Annotated in this window: 10 protein-coding genes, 1 pseudogene and 1 CRISPR repeat array; of the genes and pseudogenes, 1 reads left to right on the forward strand and 10 read right to left on the reverse strand. The window is 65.3% G+C overall.

What is annotated here, in order from left to right; genetic code table 11:
- Positions 1-106 (forward strand): annotated as a pseudogene (locus tag RN629_RS11515) (IS5/IS1182 family transposase); the annotation flags it as partial.
- Between the two features lie 69 nt (positions 107-175).
- Positions 176-3,577: direct repeats of the CRISPR family, unit length 36 nt; unit sequence GTTGTCGCTGGACCGCAATCTCTGAGCGGTTATGCT.
- Positions 3,578-3,650: 73 nt separating this feature from the next.
- On the opposite strand, the gene cas2 reads toward RN629_RS11515, so the two are convergent.
- The 10 genes from cas2 to RN629_RS11565 all read right to left on the reverse strand — a co-directional run bounded on the left by cas2 (position 3,651) and on the right by RN629_RS11565 (position 20,323).
- Complete coding sequence (gene cas2 / locus RN629_RS11520) at positions 3,651-4,022, reverse strand: CRISPR-associated endonuclease Cas2 (protein WP_407035341.1); 372 nt, start codon at positions 4,020-4,022, stop codon at positions 3,651-3,653.
- Positions 4,019-4,948: a type II CRISPR-associated endonuclease Cas1 gene (cas1, locus tag RN629_RS11525; protein ID WP_407035342.1), complete on the reverse strand. Its 930-nt coding sequence runs from the start codon at positions 4,946-4,948 to the stop codon at positions 4,019-4,021. Before cas1 ends, cas2 begins: the two co-directional genes overlap by 4 nt.
- Before the next feature lie 15 nt (positions 4,949-4,963).
- Positions 4,964-8,251: a type II CRISPR RNA-guided endonuclease Cas9 gene (cas9, locus tag RN629_RS11530; RefSeq protein WP_407035343.1), complete on the reverse strand. Its 3,288-nt coding sequence runs from the start codon at positions 8,249-8,251 to the stop codon at positions 4,964-4,966.
- Positions 8,252-8,475: 224 nt separating this feature from the next.
- A complete protein-coding gene (locus tag RN629_RS11535; protein WP_407035388.1) occupies positions 8,476-9,327 on the reverse strand; it encodes an HpcH/HpaI aldolase/citrate lyase family protein in 852 nt (283 codons plus the stop codon).
- 100 nt (positions 9,328-9,427) lie between these two features.
- Entirely contained in the window at positions 9,428-11,254 is a 1,827-nt protein-coding gene (gene glgX, locus RN629_RS11540) for a glycogen debranching protein GlgX (protein WP_407035344.1), read from the reverse strand.
- Positions 11,255-11,317: 63 nt separating this feature from the next.
- A complete protein-coding gene (locus RN629_RS11545; protein WP_407035345.1) occupies positions 11,318-12,943 on the reverse strand; it encodes an alpha-D-glucose phosphate-specific phosphoglucomutase in 1,626 nt (541 codons plus the stop codon).
- Positions 12,940-14,391, reverse strand: coding sequence for a glycogen synthase GlgA (gene glgA / locus RN629_RS11550; protein WP_407035346.1), 1,452 nt, complete (start codon positions 14,389-14,391; stop codon positions 12,940-12,942). Before glgA ends, RN629_RS11545 begins: the two co-directional genes overlap by 4 nt.
- An 8-nt stretch (positions 14,392-14,399) precedes the next feature.
- Positions 14,400-15,662: a glucose-1-phosphate adenylyltransferase gene (gene glgC / locus RN629_RS11555; RefSeq protein WP_407035347.1), complete on the reverse strand. Its 1,263-nt coding sequence runs from the start codon at positions 15,660-15,662 to the stop codon at positions 14,400-14,402.
- 78 nt (positions 15,663-15,740) lie between these two features.
- Positions 15,741-17,894 carry a 1,4-alpha-glucan branching protein GlgB gene (gene glgB, locus RN629_RS11560; protein ID WP_407035348.1) on the reverse strand — a complete coding sequence of 718 codons (2,154 nt, stop codon included), beginning with the start codon at positions 17,892-17,894 and terminating at the stop codon, positions 15,741-15,743.
- A complete protein-coding gene (locus RN629_RS11565; protein ID WP_407035349.1) occupies positions 17,891-20,323 on the reverse strand; it encodes a glycogen/starch/alpha-glucan phosphorylase in 2,433 nt (810 codons plus the stop codon). The genes glgB and RN629_RS11565 overlap by 4 nt, the downstream gene beginning before the upstream one ends.
- Positions 20,324-20,391: the final 68 nt, after the last annotated feature.

Consider the following 20,391-nt stretch of genomic DNA (forward strand, 5'->3'; position numbering starts at 1 on the left):
CGGACGCCTGAAGGACTGGCGCCGCGTCGCCACCCGCTACGATCGGTGCCCGACCGTCTTCCTCTCCGCCATCGCGCTCGCTGCAACCGTCATCTTCTGGCTGTGATCAACGAGTCCTGACCCTAGCTCAAACTGGCTGAGTTTCAGGGGAGCATGTCAAGACTGGTGTACGTCCGTTGTCGCTGGACCGCAATCTCTGAGCGGTTATGCTACGGTTGTTGATCGGCTAGACGCTGCCGGTGTTGTCGCTGGACCGCAATCTCTGAGCGGTTATGCTCTTCGTCATAGACGACCCAATGCTCGATCAGTTGTCGCTGGGCCGCAATCTCTGAGCGGTTATGCTTGGTGGCCTGCTCTTGTATCCGCGCCGAGTGTTGTCGCTGGACCGCAATCTCTGAGCGGTTATGCTGTGGATCCAGGAGGACCCGGCGCAGCAGATGTTGTCGCTGGACCGCAATCTCTGAGCGGTTATGCTCCTTGGCTGGGCTCATACCGGTCGCATGGGGTTGTCGCTGGACCGCAATCTCTGAGCGGTTATGCTGGACCAAGAGCTTCGCGCGCTCAACATCAGGTTGTCGCTGGACCGCAATCTCTGAGCGGTTATGCTACCCCGAACCAAGCGCTGGATGAGGGGCTCGTTGTCGCTGGACCGCAATCTCTGAGCGGTTATGCTTTTCGCCTCGGCGGCAAGGCCCGTGCCGTTGTTGTCGCTGGACCGCAATCTCTGAGCGGTTATGCTGGCAGCGCTCGGCGATCTGCCGTGCAAGCGGTTGTCGCTGGACCGCAATCTCTGAGCGGTTATGCTGACACCGGTCCGCGCAGCGATTTCCCGCTGGTTGTCGCTGGACCGCAATCTCTGAGCGGTTATGCTCCCGGCTGCGGTCGTCACGATGGCGGTCCCGTTGTCGCTGGACCGCAATCTCTGAGCGGTTATGCTCTTCCGGGACATTGCGGCTATGCGCCACCAGTTGTCGCTGGACCGCAATCTCTGAGCGGTTATGCTCTGGCCGTTGCTGGTGACGACTTCGCCCAGGTTGTCGCTGGACCGCAATCTCTGAGCGGTTATGCTTTGGCCCCTGGAGGTGACGGTGCCGCCGCCGTTGTCGCTGGACCGCAATCTCTGAGCGGTTATGCTCATGAGCTTCTCGGCCCAGTTCCACTTCACGTTGTCGCTGGACCGCAATCTCTGAGCGGTTATGCTCAAGTGGAGCTGTCCACGACGCCGCGCATGTTGTCGCTGGACCGCAATCTCTGAGCGGTTATGCTCTGCACGACGTATCGGCGGCCCGGCCACAAGTTGTCGCTGGACCGCAATCTCTGAGCGGTTATGCTAGCAAGATCGGTGTCGAGCACGCGGAACTCGTTGTCGCTGGACCGCAATCTCTGAGCGGTTATGCTTTGAGGCGCGCATATGCCGCCGCCGCGTCAGTTGTCGCTGGACCGCAATCTCTGAGCGGTTATGCTGACGCGCCCACCAATAATATACCCGGTCCAGTTGTCGCTGGACCGCAATCTCTGAGCGGTTATGCTCTTTCACTCGCATTCCAACGCCCGCGCTTGGTTGTCGCTGGACCGCAATCTCTGAGCGGTTATGCTCAAATTTCGTTCGGATGCAGAACGCCTATCGTTGTCGCTGGACCGCAATCTCTGAGCGGTTATGCTCTGGTGCTGTTGCTGGACCCCAGCGGACAAGTTGTCGCTGGACCGCAATCTCTGAGCGGTTATGCTTCGCCTCGGTGAGCGCGAAGTGCGGTTCAGCGTTGTCGCTGGACCGCAATCTCTGAGCGGTTATGCTCCCGATAAAAAGCACGACGATGGTGAACAGGTTGTCGCTGGACCGCAATCTCTGAGCGGTTATGCTCAGCAGCATCACCTTCTGCGCCGTGCCACGGTTGTCGCTGGACCGCAATCTCTGAGCGGTTATGCTCTGCTCCGATGCGGCTGCGCTTCGTAACCGGTTGTCGCTGGACCGCAATCTCTGAGCGGTTATGCTCGCCAGGCCCGCCGGCGCGATTGCCGGATCGTTGTCGCTGGACCGCAATCTCTGAGCGGTTATGCTGACGGTGCGCGCATCGCCTATGATCCGCTGGTTGTCGCTGGACCGCAATCTCTGAGCGGTTATGCTTCTACAGGAGCGGCGCGTTGCGCCCGCGCGGTTGTCGCTGGACCGCAATCTCTGAGCGGTTATGCTGCCCCTCGGGCGGAAGAGCGATCACCAGCGGTTGTCGCTGGACCGCAATCTCTGAGCGGTTATGCTCCGGATCATTTCGCGCACAATGGCGAGCCGGTTGTCGCTGGACCGCAATCTCTGAGCGGTTATGCTTTCTAGGCGCATTGATATGGGTCGGATCGTGTTGTCGCTGGACCGCAATCTCTGAGCGGTTATGCTCGAACAGGCTATGCTTTACCACTCCAGAGGGTTGTCGCTGGACCGCAATCTCTGAGCGGTTATGCTCAGTCCCTCCTGCGGTAATCACGACTGCCGGTTGTCGCTGGACCGCAATCTCTGAGCGGTTATGCTTGACGCGATAACCCCCGCACGGTTGCCCCTGTTGTCGCTGGACCGCAATCTCTGAGCGGTTATGCTCGGATCGACGTCGAGGAACACCGCGCGCGGGTTGTCGCTGGACCGCAATCTCTGAGCGGTTATGCTCAGCCGATCGCGCGCGCCGCCCCGGATGCGGTTGTCGCTGGACCGCAATCTCTGAGCGGTTATGCTGTCATAGGGCAGCTTGTCCGCGATCGACCGGTTGTCGCTGGACCGCAATCTCTGAGCGGTTATGCTGGAACGCCACGTCCTCCCGGTCCACGCCCTGTTGTCGCTGGACCGCAATCTCTGAGCGGTTATGCTAGGAAGAGGCCTAGATACTTCATTGTTGTTGTTGTCGCTGGACCGCAATCTCTGAGCGGTTATGCTCTGCTGCGCGCCGTGGTGATCGCCCGCCGAGTTGTCGCTGGACCGCAATCTCTGAGCGGTTATGCTATGTCCTGCTTGTCGCGCAGGGTGTCGATGGTTGTCGCTGGACCGCAATCTCTGAGCGGTTATGCTGACCAGCGGCAGCTGCGGGAGGAATACGACGTTGTCGCTGGACCGCAATCTCTGAGCGGTTATGCTCAGCCCCAGCGCCTCCCGTGCCCCCGCGCTGTTGTCGCTGGACCGCAATCTCTGAGCGGTTATGCTAACGCCAAGCCGCGGCTCTATTGCCGCAAAGTTGTCGCTGGACCGCAATCTCTGAGCGGTTATGCTGCGGGCCATTCTCAACCTGATAGCCGCCCTGTTGTCGCTGGACCGCAATCTCTGAGCGGTTATGCTGCGCAGCGGGGATAGGAACAAGGCCGGTCAGTTGTCGCTGGACCGCAATCTCTGAGCGGTTATGCTAGCCGCCAGCCGGGCGCGTGCGAGGAAACGGTTGTCGCTGGACCGCAATCTCTGAGCGGTTATGCTCGAATAGAAGCGGGTTGGCTTCCTTGCTAAGTTGTCGCTGGACCGCAATCTCTGAGCGGTTATGCTAAGCGTATAGGTCCAACCATGCACTAGCTTGTTGTCGCTGGACCGCAATCTCTGAGCGGTTATGCTAGATGGTGGGGTATCGTGTTGACCTGCAACGACGAAATCCTCCATCCGGCATAGTCAAAATGGTCATGGAGCATCAGAAGAGCGCCAGCTGATCAGGGTTTTTGCGAGCTTGCCGGCGAGTCTGTCCGGCGAAGCGAATGATATTCTCATATTGACGGTCGGTGAAGCTCAGAATGTGGATCTCGCCCTTGTCGGGCAGATTCGCTTCGATCCGGCGCAGATAGGCCTCCATCTGTTCCTTCCCGCTACAAAAGCGCGCATAGACGGAGAACTGGCTTTTCTCGAATCCTTCATCGAGCAGATATTCACGAAACTTGGTGGCGGCGCGCGACTCGGCCTTACTGGTGACGGGCAGGTCGAACATCACAAAAATCCACATCAACCGATATCCCGACAGTTGCGGTGCGTCGATCGGAGCCGCGACCCTGGGTTGGCTCTTGCTCACCGTACCAAGCCGTCCAAGGCGGCGAAGTCCAGCGCGGAAGGCGGGGCGGGGAGGATCAGGTCGGCGGCGCGACCGCTCTGGAAACTGCGCGCCAGCGTTTGCGCCGCGCGTTGGACCGCCAGCCAGACCGTGGTCACGCCGTCCTCCAGCATCAGGTCGACGGCGATCAACCTGGCATAGGCTCGTTTCGCCTCAGGCGTTACCATCGTCACGCCATGCGCGAGCAGTCGCAGAGTCAGGGCGTCGACCAGTGCGCGGAACGGCTCGATCACGTCGTCGGCCAATGCGAAGGGGTTGCCGCGGTGCGCGTGATGGACGCCGATCGAGGGATGCAGCCCGGCGGCGACGACCGCCCGGGCGCAGGCGGCGCGGAGCACGGCATAGCCATAATTAAGCAGCGCGTTGATCCCCTCAGCATCCCGGTCGCGACGGAAATCCTCGCCCATCAGCAGCGGCCAGTATCGCCGTGCGGCCTGCGCCTCGACATTTTCCGGGTCGCCCGATCCGACCTTGCGCGCCAGATGCTCGAACGCGGTGGCGGAATGGCCGTTGGCCGACAGCACCGCGCCCTGCCATCGGATCTTCGCGACCACGAGCGCCCGCCAGAGCTGCTTGGACAATGGTCGCCCCGCTTCCCACTGGGCCCGCATCCGGCCGTTTTGTGCATGATGCCCGTCGATCGGGAGGCAGATCGCGGCGGGGCTGTGATTGGCGCCGCAGAACAGCATCACCGCGCCACGTTCGGCCAGCGCGACGATGACGTTGGTCGACCAGGTGACGCCATGCGCATGGACGATGACTGCGCCCACATCGTCGAGCGGGATACGACCGACCTCGACCCGATCCTCCGAAACGATCAGGAAGCCGCGATGGGTCGACAGATGCCGGTTGTCCGTGGCGATATCGATGATCCGCTCCAGTCCCATCGCGATTCCGATCCGTCAGGCGACGTCGCCGCGCGGCCTCGTCGGCCGCACGGTCTTGCGCGCCGGGAAGCCGGGGTCGAGGACGCGGCCGAGTTCGTCGATCCGCACCTGGCGGGCGCGAAGCTTCTTTAAGCCGCCGCAGGTCGGCGAGAAATTAATGTAGGGATCGTCTGAGTTCTTGTGACGGTCATCCAGCTTGCCCGACTCGTTGTGCGCAACCAGCCGAACCTGCCCATTTTGCCAGAACTGGGTCACGATCATCAACTGGCGGTCGTTCAGTGTCCGTTCGATCGCCAAAACATCACTTTGGTGGAGACTCAGGACCTTGCGCGCTGCGGGGTGGGGGCGATCGACCGTAACCGACTGGTGCGCATCGAACATCGACGTGACCTGGGGGATCCATTTCCCATCGGGCATTTCCCAGACATCGTAGCGATAATTGCTCCCGCCCTTATAGCCCTTATAGGCGCGGCCCGCCTGGTCGCGGATGGGGATGACGGTCAGTGGTTCGGTCACGCGGACCCGCCGGATCCCGCGATAGAGGAGGGGCCCCAGCTCTGGGAAGCGGGTCATGCGTGCCTCGAACGCCTTGCCGTCCAGCCCTTGGCTGAACTGCATCAGCGCCTCGCGGAGCAGCGGATCGCGCACGCGGGCTATATCGGCGGGTTTCTTCAGCGACGACAAGGGTACCCGGCGCACCACGATGCTGTTGCCTTTGGCATCGGTTTCGCCGGTCAGGCCATAGGCGGTGTCGTTGTGCAGCCGCCCGGCGGTCTGGTCGCGACCGGGTTTCAGCCCGGCCTTGGACACGGTGCCATGATCGGGGCGATGCGACACGATGATCCGGTTGACCGTGCTGCGCACATCGTCGCGAAAGCCGTCCCAGGGGGCGGGGACCAGGATGCGCTCCCGGCCCTCGCTGCCCGACTCGCCCGAGGCACGGGCGATGGCGTTGAGCATCCCCCGATCGACGATCGCGATCACCACCGCATCGATCGCATGGTGGCGATGGTCGAGCCGGTTCTTGGGCTGGTCCGCCCCGCCGCCGAAATTGTGATCGGGCAGCAGGTCGTTGAGCCCCAGCTTGCGCCGGACCATCTCGGTCAACCGGCCGGGCGACACCCAGACCGGGTTCGATCCCTCACCGCGTCCCGGATAGAGCCAGGATAGATATTCGCGCGCCAGCCGCCCGAGATATTGGGTATCGACCAGATGCCGCGCGAGGAACCCGCCCTCCTGGGTGAAGCGCTGCATCGCATCCGGCTCGAACCGCCAGCGTTTGGCCTTGGGCAGGCGCGACGCGCGTTCGGCGGTGGCGGGCCAGCGATCGGTGTGGCCCCACGCCTCGTAGGGGGAGCGGCGGCGCTTCTCGCGATTGGCTTCGCGCAGGCAGAGCAGCTTGTTGCCGTTCGAATCGTCCAGCGTTTCCGCAAAGGGGAGGATATGGTCGACCTCCACCTTGTCAGAGAAGAGCATGTCGATCGAAATCTGCTTGCCGCTGTAGATGCAACGGCGGTCCAGCACATTGCCGGGGTTCAATTCTTCCCACAGCTTGAGCCGCGCGCGGTTCGCGCCGCTGTCGCGCTGGCCGATCTCGCCCAATTTGGTCGAGCGCTCTTCGGCGGCGCGGCGATTGTCGGTGTTCTCGCGATTGCGCTTCTTCTTCTCGTCCTCGCTCAGCTTCAGTTCGCGCGCGAGTTCGATCGCGATCTCCTTGGGCGGGCCATAGGCGCGGATCAGCCGGTTCACCACATGGCGCAACTGGTTCAGCCCGATATGCACCGTCGGATTGGTCAGGCGGCCGACGCGCATCTCCTCCGGGTCGGTCGGCTCGGCAGTGCCGGGCATGATGTGGCGTTCGAGTGCAACGCCGTAATAGGGGAGTTCGGCGGCGTCTTCATTGTCGCGGCGGTCGCGGAAATCGCTGTGATGCTGGAAGCCCGCCCGCTGCACCGCCTCGCTATAGACGACCACGCGGCCATCCTCGGTCCGGTCGTGGAGTAGTGAGTCGATCAAGGTCGTCGTCGCGGTCGGGCCGAAGCGCCCATGGCCCTGCGGCGGATGCGCGCCCAGCACCGCCAGGGCCTGTTCGGGCGACAGGTCATAGGTCGCGGTGAGCCAGTCGCGATAGGCGGCCTCATCCACCTCGCTCTCGACCGCCATCAGTCGCCGGACGACCTCCCATTGCTCGTCGGTCGACAGATGCGGCCAGCGGGTGCCGAAGCGGGTCTTCTTGCCCATTTCGGCGGCAATCTCGTCGCCCTTCAACTCGGTGCGGTTCTCGCTTTCCTTGTTGAAGCGATCGGCCGGGTCGAGCTTCAACGCCTTGCGCATCGCGGCGAAGGTGGCCTTGGCCCGAGTCTTGAGCAACAGGAAGAGCATGTCCCGCTGATCGGGTGTCAGCCGCTGCGCGACTTCGCCCGCGCGGACGATGGTCAGTGCGTTGATCTCCTCCAGCAGGCGGCGTTTCTGGAACAGCGGATGCGCCTTGGGCAGGCGCGTCTCGCCGGGCACCAGCGTGCATTGGCCGACCGGCGGGGCCTTGAGCGGACGCTGGTGAAAGATGATCTCGTGCAGCCGGCGATAGACATCGGGCGTCAGCACATCGGGATGATGGTCCGACTGGGCGGCCCAGATCTGCTCGAACTCGTCGGCGATCAGCTTGCGGGCGGGGTAGAAGTCATAGCCGTCGCCCTTGGCGTTCTCGCCCGTTTCGGGGCGCAGCCGGGTACGGACAGAGGGCATATGGTTGGCGTCCTCCGCCTCCTGCCGCCGCAGATGCAGGAATTCGCCCAGCGTGCGGGCATCCTTCTCTCGCATCTTCTCGACCAGGCGATCGACGCCGATCGCGATCTTGCCCGCCTCTTCATCCTGGCCGCGATCGGTCTTGCGATTGGATTGGAAGCCGCGTCGCTGGTTGAGGTGGAAAAAGACGCGCCCCAGTTCGGGCAAACTCAGCGCCTCGTCGAGCGCCCGTGCGCGCAGGCGGTAGGGGTCTTCGATCGCGAGGCGCTGGCGCTCGGACTGGTCGGCGGGAAACAGGCCGTCGCGGATCAGATATTTGATGAGCGCGGCCTGACGTTGCTTGAACCGGTCGCGCCGCCGTCGCATCGCGCGGGCCGCGCGCCGATCGACCGCCAGTGAAGCACCGGACTTGGGATCGCGCCCGTCGCTGAAGATGCGCGAGCCGATGGCGAGGACGCTGACGGGATTCCCGCCTCGGTCCAGTGTCAATGCCGCCCATCCCAGCGAATTCGCGCCAAGATCGACTCCCAGCCGCCAGTCCATGATTCCCCCGTTCATCGTCCTTGCCCTGATGATGGCCCGTCTTGTCTAAGGAGGAAAGGGCGGAAGCCAAAACGGAATGAGCATCCCGAGAGACTATATTTGGGACTTGACTGGCAACTTGAGATGCGAAATAAAGACGGCCTCAGAGATTGCGGTACTGGCGGCTAACAAGTAGTCATATCTGCACCAGATAAGGCCAGCGCTACGGCGCTGGCTTTTTTCTTGTCTTTTCCTGACGATCAACGCTCCGCGCGCTTCAGCAGATGCTCGGCCTGTTCCAGATGCAGTCGCTCGACCATCTGGCCGTCCAGCCGGATCGCCCCCAGTCTCGCCTGTTCGGGATCGGCGAAGGCGGCGATCACGCGGCGGGCCCAGGCCAGTTCACTTTCGCTTGGTCCGAAGGCGCGGTTGGCCTCGGCGATCTGGCTGGGATGGATCAGCGTCTTGCCATCAAAGCCCATGCGTCGCCCATCCGCGCAATCCTCGGCCAGCCGTTTGGGCGCGTCGAGCGCGTTGCACACGCCGTCCAGCACGACCAGGCCGGCGGCGCGGGCCGCGACCACCATCTGGACACGCAGCGGCCGGAGCGCCTCCGCCGCAGCAGGGGAGGGGAGCCGCATCTCCTTGGCCAGATCATTCGTCCCCGCCACCAGCGCGGCCAGCCCGACCCGTGCCGCCGCCTCCGCCATCGCGCCAAGCGACAGGACGCCGCGACACGTCTCGACCATTGCCCAGAGCGGTATGCCGGGGCCGAGCGCGGCACGGGCGCGCTCCAGCGTCGCGACATCGTCGACCTTGGGGATCAGCACCGCATGCGGCGGCGCGCCGGACAGGGCAGCCAGATCATCGGCGGCCCAGGGCATGTCGAGGCCGTTGGTCCGCACGACCAGCAGGCGCGCGCCGAAGCCGCCCTCGCGCACCGCCTCGACCGCAGCGGCGCGCGCTGCCTCCTTCGCCTCGGGCGCGACGGCATCCTCCAGGTCCAGGATCACCGCGTCGCTGGCGAGCGTCCGTGCCTTGGCGAGCGCCCGGGCATTGGAGGCGGGGAGGAACAGCGCGCTGCGGGGTACGGAAAGAACGGCATGGGTCATGGCGGCACGATAGGCGGATCGATGGCGATGGGCCAAGCCCAACCGCTGCGGGCGTCGTCGATGGCCTTGCGAGGATCGACAGGCCGCCCGCCGGATCGGTTCAACCCGGCCCGACGCCGCTCCGGCTGTCGATCGCCGCCCCGCGAATGGCGGAGACGCCGTGGCGACGGTCGAAGCGAAGGATCAGCGTCTCGTCGCCCAGCGCGAGGTGAAGCGCGACGCCGTCGCCCGCATCCCATTCCCCCTCCTGCATCGCGCCACCCGATAGCGAGCGCCACTCGGCGTCTGCCAGCCAAGCGGTCCAGTCGATCGCCGTGCGCTGTCGAAACCGGCTGAGCGCGGCGACGAAATCCTCCAATGCCCGATCGCGCCCCTCCCAATCGAGCCAGGTCGTCGCATTGTCCTGCGCATAACCGTTGTTATTGCCCTGCTGGCTGCGGCCGAATTCGTCGCCGGCGGTCAGCATCGGCGTGCCGCGCGACAGGAACAGGGTGGCGAGCAGCGCGCGGACCGAGGCGGTGCGGGCGGCACGGATGGCGGGATCGTCGGTCGGCCCCTCGACGCCGTGATTCCACGCCACTTCATCGGCATGCCCGTCGCGATTCTCCTCGCCATTGGCATGGTTGTGCCGTTCGGCATAGCGGGTCAGGTCGGCCAGGGTGAAGCCGTCATGTGCGGCGACGAAGTTGACCGATCGGCTGGCGGAGCCAGTGAAAATATCCGCCGATCCGGCCACCCGTGTCGCAAGGTCGCCGGTGCGCCCGTCGCCGCGCCAGAAGCGGCGCACCTGATCGCGATAGCGGTCGTTCCATTCCAGCCAATGCTCTGGGAATTGCCCGAGCTGATAGCCGCCGGGGCCGACGTCCCAGGGCTCGGCGATCATCACGCGGCCCGACAGGATCGGATCGGCGGCGATCTCGGCGAAGATGGGAGCCTTCGGATCGAAGCCCGGCCCGCGCGCCAGCACCGGGGCGAGGTCGAAGCGAAAGCCGTCCACCCCCGCGCGCGCGAAATGGCGCAACGTGTCGAGGATCATGGTGCGCACGACCCCGCGGCTGGCATCGAGCGTGTTGCCGGTCCCCGCATCGTTGATGAGCGTGCCGTCCGCCGTCCGGGCGTAGATGTCCGGGGCGAGCCCGCGAAAGGACAGAGTTCCGCCCTGCCCATCGCTTTCGCCCATATGGTTGAAGACGAGGTCGAGGATGACGCCGATCCCGCCCTTGCGCAGCGCGGCGACGGTGGCGATCAACTCGGCGACGCCGCCCGGCACCCGATCGGGGCAGAGCGCCATCGGCACGACCGGATTATAGCCCCAGGCATTGCGCAGCCCCAAGGGCGGCAAATGGCGCTCGTCGATCGCGGCGGTGATCGGCATCAGCTCGACCGCGCCGACGCCCAGCTTGCGCAGATGATCCAGGATCGCCGGATGGGCGAGCGCGGCCAGCGTCCCGCGCTGCGCCGCCGGAATGGCGGGGTGGCGCATGGTCAGCGCGCGGACATTGCACTCGTAGATCAGCCGGCCGGGCCTGAAGAGCGGCCGGGCGGGGAGGGCGGACAGCGGCGCGACGACGCGGGCGCGGGGCACGATGTCGGCGGTGTCGTCGCCAAATCGGGCGAGGCGCGGCGACTGGACGAAACGGCGATCGATCTCGATCGCATAAGGATCGACCAGCAGTTTCGCCGGATCGAACCACAGATTCCGCGCCGGGGCATAGGCACCATGGGCGCGATAGCCATAAAGCTGGCCCAGCCGGATACCCGGCACGGTGGCGCTCCAGACATCGCCGTCGCGGCGCATCGCGACCCGCCGTTCGCTCCCCCCTTCGAACAGGCAGAGTTCGACCCTCTCGGCGCTCGATCGGACGGCGAAGCGCGTGCCCTTGGGGGCGGGGGTGGCACCGAGTGGCGGGGCGGGACGATTCGTCATGGCAGGGCTATTCTATTCCACCAGGATCACCCGGACGAAAGCCGGGCCGGGCGCTACGGTCGATCAGGTCACGACATCGGGCCGGGTGCGGCCGGTATGCCGGGCGATCCCGGCGATTTCGTCCGCCGCCGCGACGAGGTCGGCGAGCATCTCGGGCGTTTCGCGGTCCAGTTCGTCGGCCGCGTAACGCTCCAGATAGACGCGGAGCGTCGCGCCGCTGGTGCCCGTGCCCGACAGCCGGAACACCACGCGGTTGCCCCCCTCGAACAGCACCCGGATGCCCTGGTTGCGACTGACTGACTGGTCGGTGGGATCGGTATAGGCGAAATCGTCCGCCGCCTCGATCGTCAGCCCGGCGAATGTCTGTCCCGGCAGGGTCGCCAGTCTGCCGCGCAACTCGGCCATCAGCGTATCGGCGCGCGCACTGTCGACGCCCTCATAATCGTGGCGGGCATAATAATTGCGGCCATGGGTCGCCCAATGGTCGCGCGCGATCTGGTCGACCGACTTGCCCGACACCGCAAGGATGTTCAACCAGAGCAGCACCGCCCACAGCCCGTCCTTTTCGCGCACATGGTCCGAGCCGGTGCCGGCGCTCTCCTCGCCACAGATGGTCGCCATGCCGGCGTCGAGCAGATTGCCGAAGAACTTCCAGCCGGTCGGCGTCTCATAGACCGGGATGCCCAGCCTTTCGGCCACGCGGTCGGCGGCGGCGCTGGTCGGCATGGACCGGGCGATGCCCTTCAGCCCACCGGCATAAGCGGGCGCGAGATGCGCGTTCGCCGCCAGCATGGCGAGGCTGTCCGACGGCGTGACGAAACGCCCGCGCCCGATGATGAGGTTGCGGTCGCCATCGCCGTCCGAGGCCGCGCCGAAATCGGGCGCGTCGGGAGCCATCATCCGGTCGTACAGCTCTTTCGCATGGACCAGATTGGGGTCGGGATGATGCCCGCCGAAATCGGGGAGCGGGGTGCCGTTCTTCACGGTGCCGCTCGCAAAGCCCAGCCGCTTTTCCAGGATCTCGATCGCGTAAGGCCCCGTCACCGCGCTCATTGCGTCGAACGCCATGGTGAGGCCGCCCGCGACCGCCTTTCGGATCGCGGTGAAGTCGAACAATCGCTCCATCAGTGCGGCATAGTCGGCGACCGGGTCGATCGCCTCGACGGTCATGTCGCCCACCGTCACCTCGCCCAGCGTGTCGAGGTCGATGTCCGCCGCCTCGACCATCAGCCAGCGGCGGATCGTCCTGGTATTGGCGTGGATCGCGTCGGTCACCTTTTCGGGCGCCGGGCCGCCATTGGCGATATTGTACTTGATGCCGAAATCCTCGTCCGGGCCGCCGGGATTGTGGCTGGCCGACAGGACGAGGCCGCCCAGCGCCCTGCGCCGGCGGATCACGTTGCTCGCCGCCGGGGTGGACAGGATGCCGCCCTGGCCGACCACGACGCGGGCGAAGCCGTTCGCCGCCGCCATGCGGATCGCGACCTGGATCACCTCGCGGTTCAGGAAGCGGCCGTCGCCACCGATGACCAGCGTCTGGCCGGTCTTCTCATCGCCCAGCGCGTCGAATACCGACTGGACGAAATTCTCGGCATAATGCGGCTGCTGAAAGACTCGGACCTTCTTGCGCAGGCCCGACGTACCGGGCTTCTGATCGAGATAGGGCTGTGTGGCGACGGTCTTGATCATGAATACCCCAGGACGGAACGATAGAGTTCGGCATAGTGGCGGCCGCTCTGGCGCCAGCTGTAATCGGCGTTCATGCCATTGACCTGGATGATACGCCATCGATCTTGTCCGGCGTGCAGCCGCATCGCGCGGCGCAGCGCCGCGACGATCGTGTCGGGCGTCACATCGTCGAATTGCAGCCCGGTCGCGACCCCGGTGGTCAGCGCCGCTTCATTGGCGTCGATGATCGTATCGGCCAGCCCGCCGGTCCGCGCGACGACGGGGACGCAGCCATAAGCGAGACCATATAGCTGGGTCAGCCCGCACGGTTCGAAGCGCGAAGGGATCAGGATCGCGTCACACCCGCCCTGAAGCAGATGCGAGACCGGCTCGTCATAGCCGATCCGTGCCGCGACCCGGCCGGGATGACGAAGGGCGGCGGCGGCGAAGGCGATCTCCAGCGCCGGATCGCCGCTGCCCAGCACCACCAGCCGGCCGCCCATCGCGACAAGATCGTCGATCACCTCGACCAGCACGTCCATGCCCTTTTGCCAGGTCAGGCGGCTGATGACGGTGAAGATCGGGCGATCATCCTGCTCCAGTCCGAAAAGCGCCTCGACCGCGCGCTTGTTGGCGATGCGATCGTCCAGCGTGTCGACGGTGAAGGGCGCGGCCAGGGCGGTGTCGGCCCCGGGATTCCAGATGGCGGGGTCGATGCCGTTGACGATGCCGCTGACACAGGCGGCGCGCTGGGCGATCAGGCCCTCCAGGCCCATGCCATATTGTGGCCGGTGGATTTCCTCGGCATAGGTCGGGCTGACCGTGGTGATCGCGTCGGCGGTGCGCAGGCCCGCCTTCAGATAGCCGATCTGCCCATAATATTCGACGCCGTCGATCGACCAGGCGCGCGGCGGCAGGCCGAGATCGGCGAAGTGATGCGCCGCGAACGATCCCTGAAAGGCGATATTGTGGATCGTGACGATGCTCCTGGCGACCGGACCGGGGCCGGGGGCGTAATGCAGGAAGGCGGGGGCCAGCGCCGCCTGCCAGTCATGCGCATGGAGCAGGTCGAAATCGAACCCCGGCACCGCGCCGGAGGTCAGGTCGGCCCCCGCCCGCGCCAGCACCGCGAAACGCCGCCAGTTGTCGTGCCAGTCATGGCCGTCGCTATCGACATAGGGCAGCCCCTCGCGCGCATAGAGGTGCGGCGCATCCAGGACCAGCAGCCGGTGTTCGCCGATCCTCGCCGCGCGCAGCCACGCATCGGTGCCGATGATATGCGGCCAGTGATGAACGCGCGGCGCGTCGCCGATCGCGCGCATCACCTTGGGAAAGCCGGGGATCAGCGTCGTGACGGCGATGTCGTGCGGGGCGAGCGCCGCGGGCAGCGCCCCCACGACATCGGCCAGGCCGCCGGTCTTGATGAGCGGGAACGCCTCCGAGGCGACCGACAGGACGGAAAGGGTCATGGGGACTTTCAGTTGGCCAGACGGTCGATCATCGGCTGGGTGATGAGGCAGATACCCTTGTCGGTCCGCCGGAAACGATGCCCGTCGAGCACCGGATCTTCGCCGACCACCAGCCCGTCGGGTATCCTGACGCCGCGATCCAGGATCACCCGCCGCAACCGCGCGCGCCGCCCGATCTGGCAGAAGGGCAGGACCACGGCCTCGTCCAGCGCCGCGAAGCTGTGCGTGCGGACCCCGGTCGACAGAAGCGAACGGTGGATCGAGGATCCCGACACGATGCAGTCGCCCGCGACCAGGCTCGCCACCGCCGATCCGCGCCGCCCCTCGACATCATGGACGAACTTGGCGGGCGGGGTGATCTCGGCATAGGTCCAGAGCGGCCAGCTGCGATCGTACAGGTCGAGCTGCGGCACCACATCGGTCAGGTCCAGGCTGGCCTCCCAATAGGCGTCGACCGTGCCGACATCGCGCCAATAGGCGCCGGGCTCGTCGCTGGACCGCACGCAGGAGGCGGAGAAGCGATGCGCCTGCGCTTTGCCATGCTCGACCAGATGCGGGATGATGTCCTTGCCGAAATCGCGGCTCGACCCCGGCGTCCCGGCGTCGCGGCGCAACTGGTCGAACAGGAAGGCGGTGCGGAAGACATAGATGCCCAGCGAGGCCAGCGACACGTCGGGATGGCCGGGCAGGGCAGGGGGATTGGCGGGCTTTTCGACGAAATCGACGATGCGGTCGCTTTCGTCGACATGCATCACGCCGAACGCGCTGGCCTCGGCCCGCGCCACTTCCAGACAGGCGACGGTGACATCGGCCCCGCTATCGACATGCTGCTGGAGCATCAGCTCATAGTCCATCTTGTAGACATGGTCGCCCGCCAGGATGACCATGAATTCGGGCGCATAGCTGTCGATGATGTCGATATTTTGAAAAACCGCGTCGGCGGTGCCCTCATACCATTGGAATTCGCTGATCCGCTGGCTGGCGGGGAGGATGTCGAAGCTCTCGTTGCGTTCGTCGCGCAGGAAGTTCCAGCCGCGTTGGAGATGGCGAATCAGCGAATGCGCCTTGTACTGGGTCGCCACGCCGATGCGGCGGATGCCGGAATTGATCGCGTTGGACAGCGCGAAGTCGATGATCCGCGCCTTGCCGCCGAAATACACGGCGGGCTTGGCCCGGGTGTCGGTCAGTTCCATCAGACGGCTGCCGCGACCACCCGCCAGCACATAGGCCATGGCGTCGCGCGCCAGCGGTTGTCCACGCCTCAGGTCCATTCTCCGTCTCCTGTCCGTGTATCGGTATCGCAACGTTTGAAGCGCGCGCCGGTATTCCGCGCGGACGATGATTGTGATTCAGCCGTCGAAGCGCAGCATGATCGTGGCGAGCGGTGGCAATGTCACCCAGGCCACGCCGTCCAGCGCATCCACCCCGCCCATATTTCCCAGGCCGGAACCCCAATAGGGGGTCGCGTCGGAGTTCAGTATCTCGGTCCAGCGGCCGTCATGGGGCAGCGGCAGGCGATACGGCGCGCGTGCGACCGGCGTCATGTTGGCGATGACCGCGACCGGCTTCTCGCCCGGCGCCTTGCGCAGCCAGGCGAAGACCGAATGGCTGGCATCGTCGGCGACCAGCCATTCAAACCCTTCGCCCTCGCAATCGCGGGCATGGAGCGCGGGCGTGTCGCGATAGAGATGGTTGAGGTCGCGGACCAGCGCGCGGACCCCCTCATGCGCATGGCTGCACCGCAGATGCCAGTCGAGCGGGCGGGAGTCCGACCATTCCTCGCGCTGGGCGAATTCCTGGCCCATGAAGAGCAGCTTCTTGCCCGGATAGCCCCACATGAACGCGTAATAGGCACGCAGATTCGCGAATTTCTGCCAGTCGTCGCCGGCCATCTTGGACAGCAGGCTACCCTTGCCATGGACGACCTCGTCATGGCTGAGCGGCAGAACGAAATTCTCGTCAAAGGCGTAATGGAGTCCGAACAGGATCTCGCCATGATGATGCCGCCGATGCACCGGCTCCCGCGCCATGTACCGCAGCGTGTCGTGCATGAAGCCCATGTTCCACTTGAACCCGAAGCCCAGCCCGCCGTCATGCGCGGGTACGGAGACACCGGGCCAGGCGGTCGATTCCTCGGCGATCGTGAAGACGCCGGTATGCTGGCCATAGACCTGCCGGTTGACCTGGCGGAGAAACGCGACCGCTTCCCAGTTCTCGCGCCCCCCCTGTTCGTTGGGCACCCATTCGCCGCCCTTGCGGCTGTAATCGCGATACAGCATCGAGGCGACGGCATCGACGCGCAGCCCGTCGACATGATAGCGCTCGGGCCAGAACAGCGCGTTGTTCACGAGGAAGCTCGCCACCTCGCGTCGCCCGAAATTATAGATGGCGGTGTTCCAGTCGGGATGGTAACCTTGGCGCGGGTCTTCATGTTCATAGAGCGCGGTGCCGTCGAACCGCGACAGGCCGTGCGCATCGGTGGGGAAATGCGCGGGCACCCAGTCGAGGATCACGCCGATCCCGGCCCGATGCGCGCCGTCCACGAAGCGCGCGAACCCCTCCCCATCGCCGAACCGCGCCGAGGGCGCATAGAGCCCGGTGGTCTGATAGCCCCAGCTGGGATCATAGGGATGTTCGGAGATGGGCAGGAATTCGATATGGGTGAACCCCATATCGACGACATAGGGGATCAGCCGTTCGGCCAGCGCGTCCCAGCTCAGATACCAGCCATTGTCGTCGCGATCCCATGATCCGGCATGCACCTCGTAGATGCTGATCGGCACGCGGCGCGGATCGACGCTTGCCCAATGCGCGCGATGGGGCCCGTCCTGCCATTGATGGGCGGGCGGGGCGGTGGTGATCGAGGCGGTCTTGGGGCGAAGCTCGGCGGCGAAGGCGAAGGGGTCGGCCTTCATCGGCTGTTCCACGCCATGCGGGCCGGTGATCGCGAACTTATAGGCGCGGCCCTCGCCGATATGGGGAATGAAGATCTCCCACACGCCCACGTCCAGGCGGCGGCGCATGACGTGGCGCGCGGGGTTCCAGTCGTTGAAGTCGCCGACCAGCGCGACCCGCTCGGCATTGGGAGCCCAGACCGCGAAATGGACGCCCGCCACCCCCTGATGCTCGATCAGGTGCGCGCCCATCCGATCGTACAGGCGGAAATGATTGCCTTCGCCCATCAGGAAATCGTCGATGGGGCCGAGCACGGGGCCGAAGCTGTAGGGATCGGTGGTCCACCATTCCGCGCCATGACCCTGCGCCCGGTATTTCACGGGCTGTGGCGCGCCCGCGATCGTCCCCTCGAACAGGCCGCGGCCATCGACCCGCTCCAGTTCGCCGAGCGGCGCGTCGGCGAGGTCGAAGACGGCGACCGTTTCCGCCCCCGGCACGATCGCACGGAGGAACGTGCCGCCCGGCCCCTGATGCGGCCCCAGCCATGCGAAGGGATCGGCATTGCGCCCCTCGATCAGGGTGTCCAGCGCGGCGCGGGGTGGCTTCACATCACGTTCCAGATGTCCTCGGCATATTGCCGGATGGTGCGATCGGAGGAAAACCAGCCGACGTTCGCGACATTGTGGATGGCGGAGACGGCCCAGCCCGCGCGATCCTGCCAGCGGGCATCGACCTGACGCTGCGCAGCGGTATAGGCATCGAAATCGGCCGCGACCATGAACCAGTCGCCGTCATACAGGCCGCCCATCAGCCCGGCATAGCGGCCGGGATCGTCGGGCGAGAACACGCCCGAGGCGATGGCCGACACCGCCTGGCGCAGTTCGGGGCTGCCCTCGATCACCTTGCGCGGATCATAGCCGTTGCGGCGCTTGGCCGCGACCTCGTCGGCGGTCAGGCCGAAGATGATGATGTGGTCGTCGCCGACCCGTTCCTTGATCTCGACATTGGCGCCGTCGAGCGTGCCGATGGTCAGCGCGCCGTTCAGCGCGAACTTCATGTTGCCGGTGCCCGATGCCTCCATCCCCGCGGTCGAGATCTGTTCGGACAGGTCGGCGGCAGGGATGATCTTTTCGGCCAGGCTGACATTGTAATTGGGGATGAACCCGACCTTCAGCAGGTGGCCGATGCTGGGGTCCGAATTGACGCGGCGCGCGACGTCGTTCGCCAGTTTGATGATCAGCTTGGCATTGTAATAGCTCGATGCCGCCTTGCCCGCGAACAGCTTGACACGCGGGGTCCAGTCGCGCTCGGGGTGGCTGCGGATCTGGTCGTAAAGCGCCACCGTCTCGATGACGTTGAGCAACTGGCGCTTATACTCGTGGATGCGCTTGATCTGGACGTCGAACAGCGCGTCCGGGTCTATCCGTAACCCCGTATAATCCCTCAAGTAATTCGCCAGACCCACCTTGTTCGAACGTTTGACGCCGACGAAGCGTTCCCGAAAGGCCGCATCCTGCGCCAGGCCGGCGAGCGCACCCAATTGTTCCGCATCGTCCAGGAAGGATGGGCCGATGGCCTCGCGGATCAGCGCGGTCAGCTGGGGATTGCATTGCTGCAACCAGCGGCGCGGGGTGATGCCGTTGGTCTTGTTGTTGATCCGTGTCGGATAGAGGTGATGCAGGTCCGCGAAGACGGTCTGCTTCATCAATTCGGTGTGCAGCGCCGCGACGCCGTTGACGCTGTGGCTGCCCGCAAAGGCCAGATTGGCCATGCGCACCCGCCGCTCGCCGCTCTCGTCGACCAGGCTGATCGCGGCGATCGCGCGGTCGTCCACGCCTTCCATCGCCCGCGCCTCGCGCAGCAGCTTGGCGTTGATCGCATAGATCAGTTGCATGTGACGCGGCAGCAACCGCTCGAACAGGTGCAGCGGCCAGCTTTCCAGCGCCTCGGGCAGCAGCGTGTGGTTGGTATAGCCGAAGGTCCGGCGGGTGATGTCCCACGCCTCGTCAAAGCCCAGGTCGTAATGATCGACCAGGAGGCGCATCAGTTCCGCGACCGACACCGCCGGGTGGGTGTCGTTCAACTGGATCGCCGCCTTGTCGGGCAGGGTGCGGATGTCGTGGAAATACTGGACGTGCCGCCGGACGATGTCCTGGATCGAGGCGGAGGAGAAGAAATATTCCTGCCGCAGCCGCAATTCCTGCCCGGCGGGCGAACTGTCCGACGGATAGAGGATGCGGACCAGCGTTTCCGCCGCCAGCGCCCCGGCGAGCGCGCCGGTATAGTCGCCCGCGTTGAACCGATCGAGCCGGATCGGGTCGATCGCCTGCGCGGTCCACAGGCGCAGTGTGTTGACCCGCTTGCCGCGCCAGCCGACGACGGGGGTGTCGACCGCGACCGCCTCGACCGCCTCGGCGGGTTCCCAACGGACCTCGCCCGTATCGCTGCCATGCACCTCGCCGCCAAAGCCGACGAAATAGGCGCTCTCGCGCCGCTCGAACTCCCAGGGGTTGCCGTGGCTCAGCCAGGTTTCGGGCAGCTCGACCTGCCAGCCGTCATCGATCCGCTGGCGGAACATGCCGTTCACATAGCGGATGCCATAGCCGTAAGCGGGTAGGTCCAGGCTGGCGAGGCTCTCCATGAAGCACGCCGCCAACCGCCCCAGGCCGCCATTGCCGAGCGCGGCATCGGGTTCGATCTCCTCCAGATCGGCCAGGTCGACGCCCAGCGTCTGCAGCGCGGCGGCGACCTGGTTCATCACGCCCAGATTGGACAGCGCGTCGCGCAGCAGCCGCCCGATCAGGAACTCCAGGCTGAGATAATAGACCCGCTTGGCTCCCGCCGCGTGCGCCGCGCGGGTGGAGGCCATCCAGCGTTCGATGATGTCGTTGCGGACGGTCAGGATGGTCGCGGCCAGCCAGTCGTGCGGCCGGGCATTGGCGGCGTCCTTGCCGATGCGATGGACCAGCGTGTCGACGATCGCGTCGGCGAGCGGCCCGGTGTCGTCGACATGCAGGGTGGTGATGGTGGTCGTCATTGATTCGGCGATCCCTGTATCCGGTCCTCGCCAGCTTAACTGCCTCCCTTCCGAAGTCACGCGGCATT

It is taken from the genome of Facivitalis istanbulensis (genome assembly GCF_040560405.1).
Classification (GTDB): domain Bacteria; phylum Pseudomonadota; class Alphaproteobacteria; order Sphingomonadales; family Sphingomonadaceae; genus Sphingomonas; species Sphingomonas istanbulensis.

Coding starts and splice junctions, on each gene's coding strand:
- cas9 (WP_407035343.1), bottom strand. CDS start 8,251: ATGAACGGGGGAATCATGGACTGGCGGCTGGGAGTCGATCTTGGCGCG.
- cas1 (WP_407035342.1), bottom strand. CDS start 4,948: ATGGGACTGGAGCGGATCATCGATATCGCCACGGACAACCGGCATCTG.
- glgA (WP_407035346.1), bottom strand. CDS start 14,391: ATGACCCTTTCCGTCCTGTCGGTCGCCTCGGAGGCGTTCCCGCTCATC.
- glgX (WP_407035344.1), bottom strand. CDS start 11,254: ATGACGAATCGTCCCGCCCCGCCACTCGGTGCCACCCCCGCCCCCAAG.
- RN629_RS11545 (WP_407035345.1), bottom strand. CDS start 12,943: ATGATCAAGACCGTCGCCACACAGCCCTATCTCGATCAGAAGCCCGGT.
- glgC (WP_407035347.1), bottom strand. CDS start 15,662: ATGGACCTGAGGCGTGGACAACCGCTGGCGCGCGACGCCATGGCCTAT.
- RN629_RS11535 (WP_407035388.1), bottom strand. CDS start 9,327: ATGACCCATGCCGTTCTTTCCGTACCCCGCAGCGCGCTGTTCCTCCCC.
- RN629_RS11565 (WP_407035349.1), bottom strand. CDS start 20,323: ATGACGACCACCATCACCACCCTGCATGTCGACGACACCGGGCCGCTC.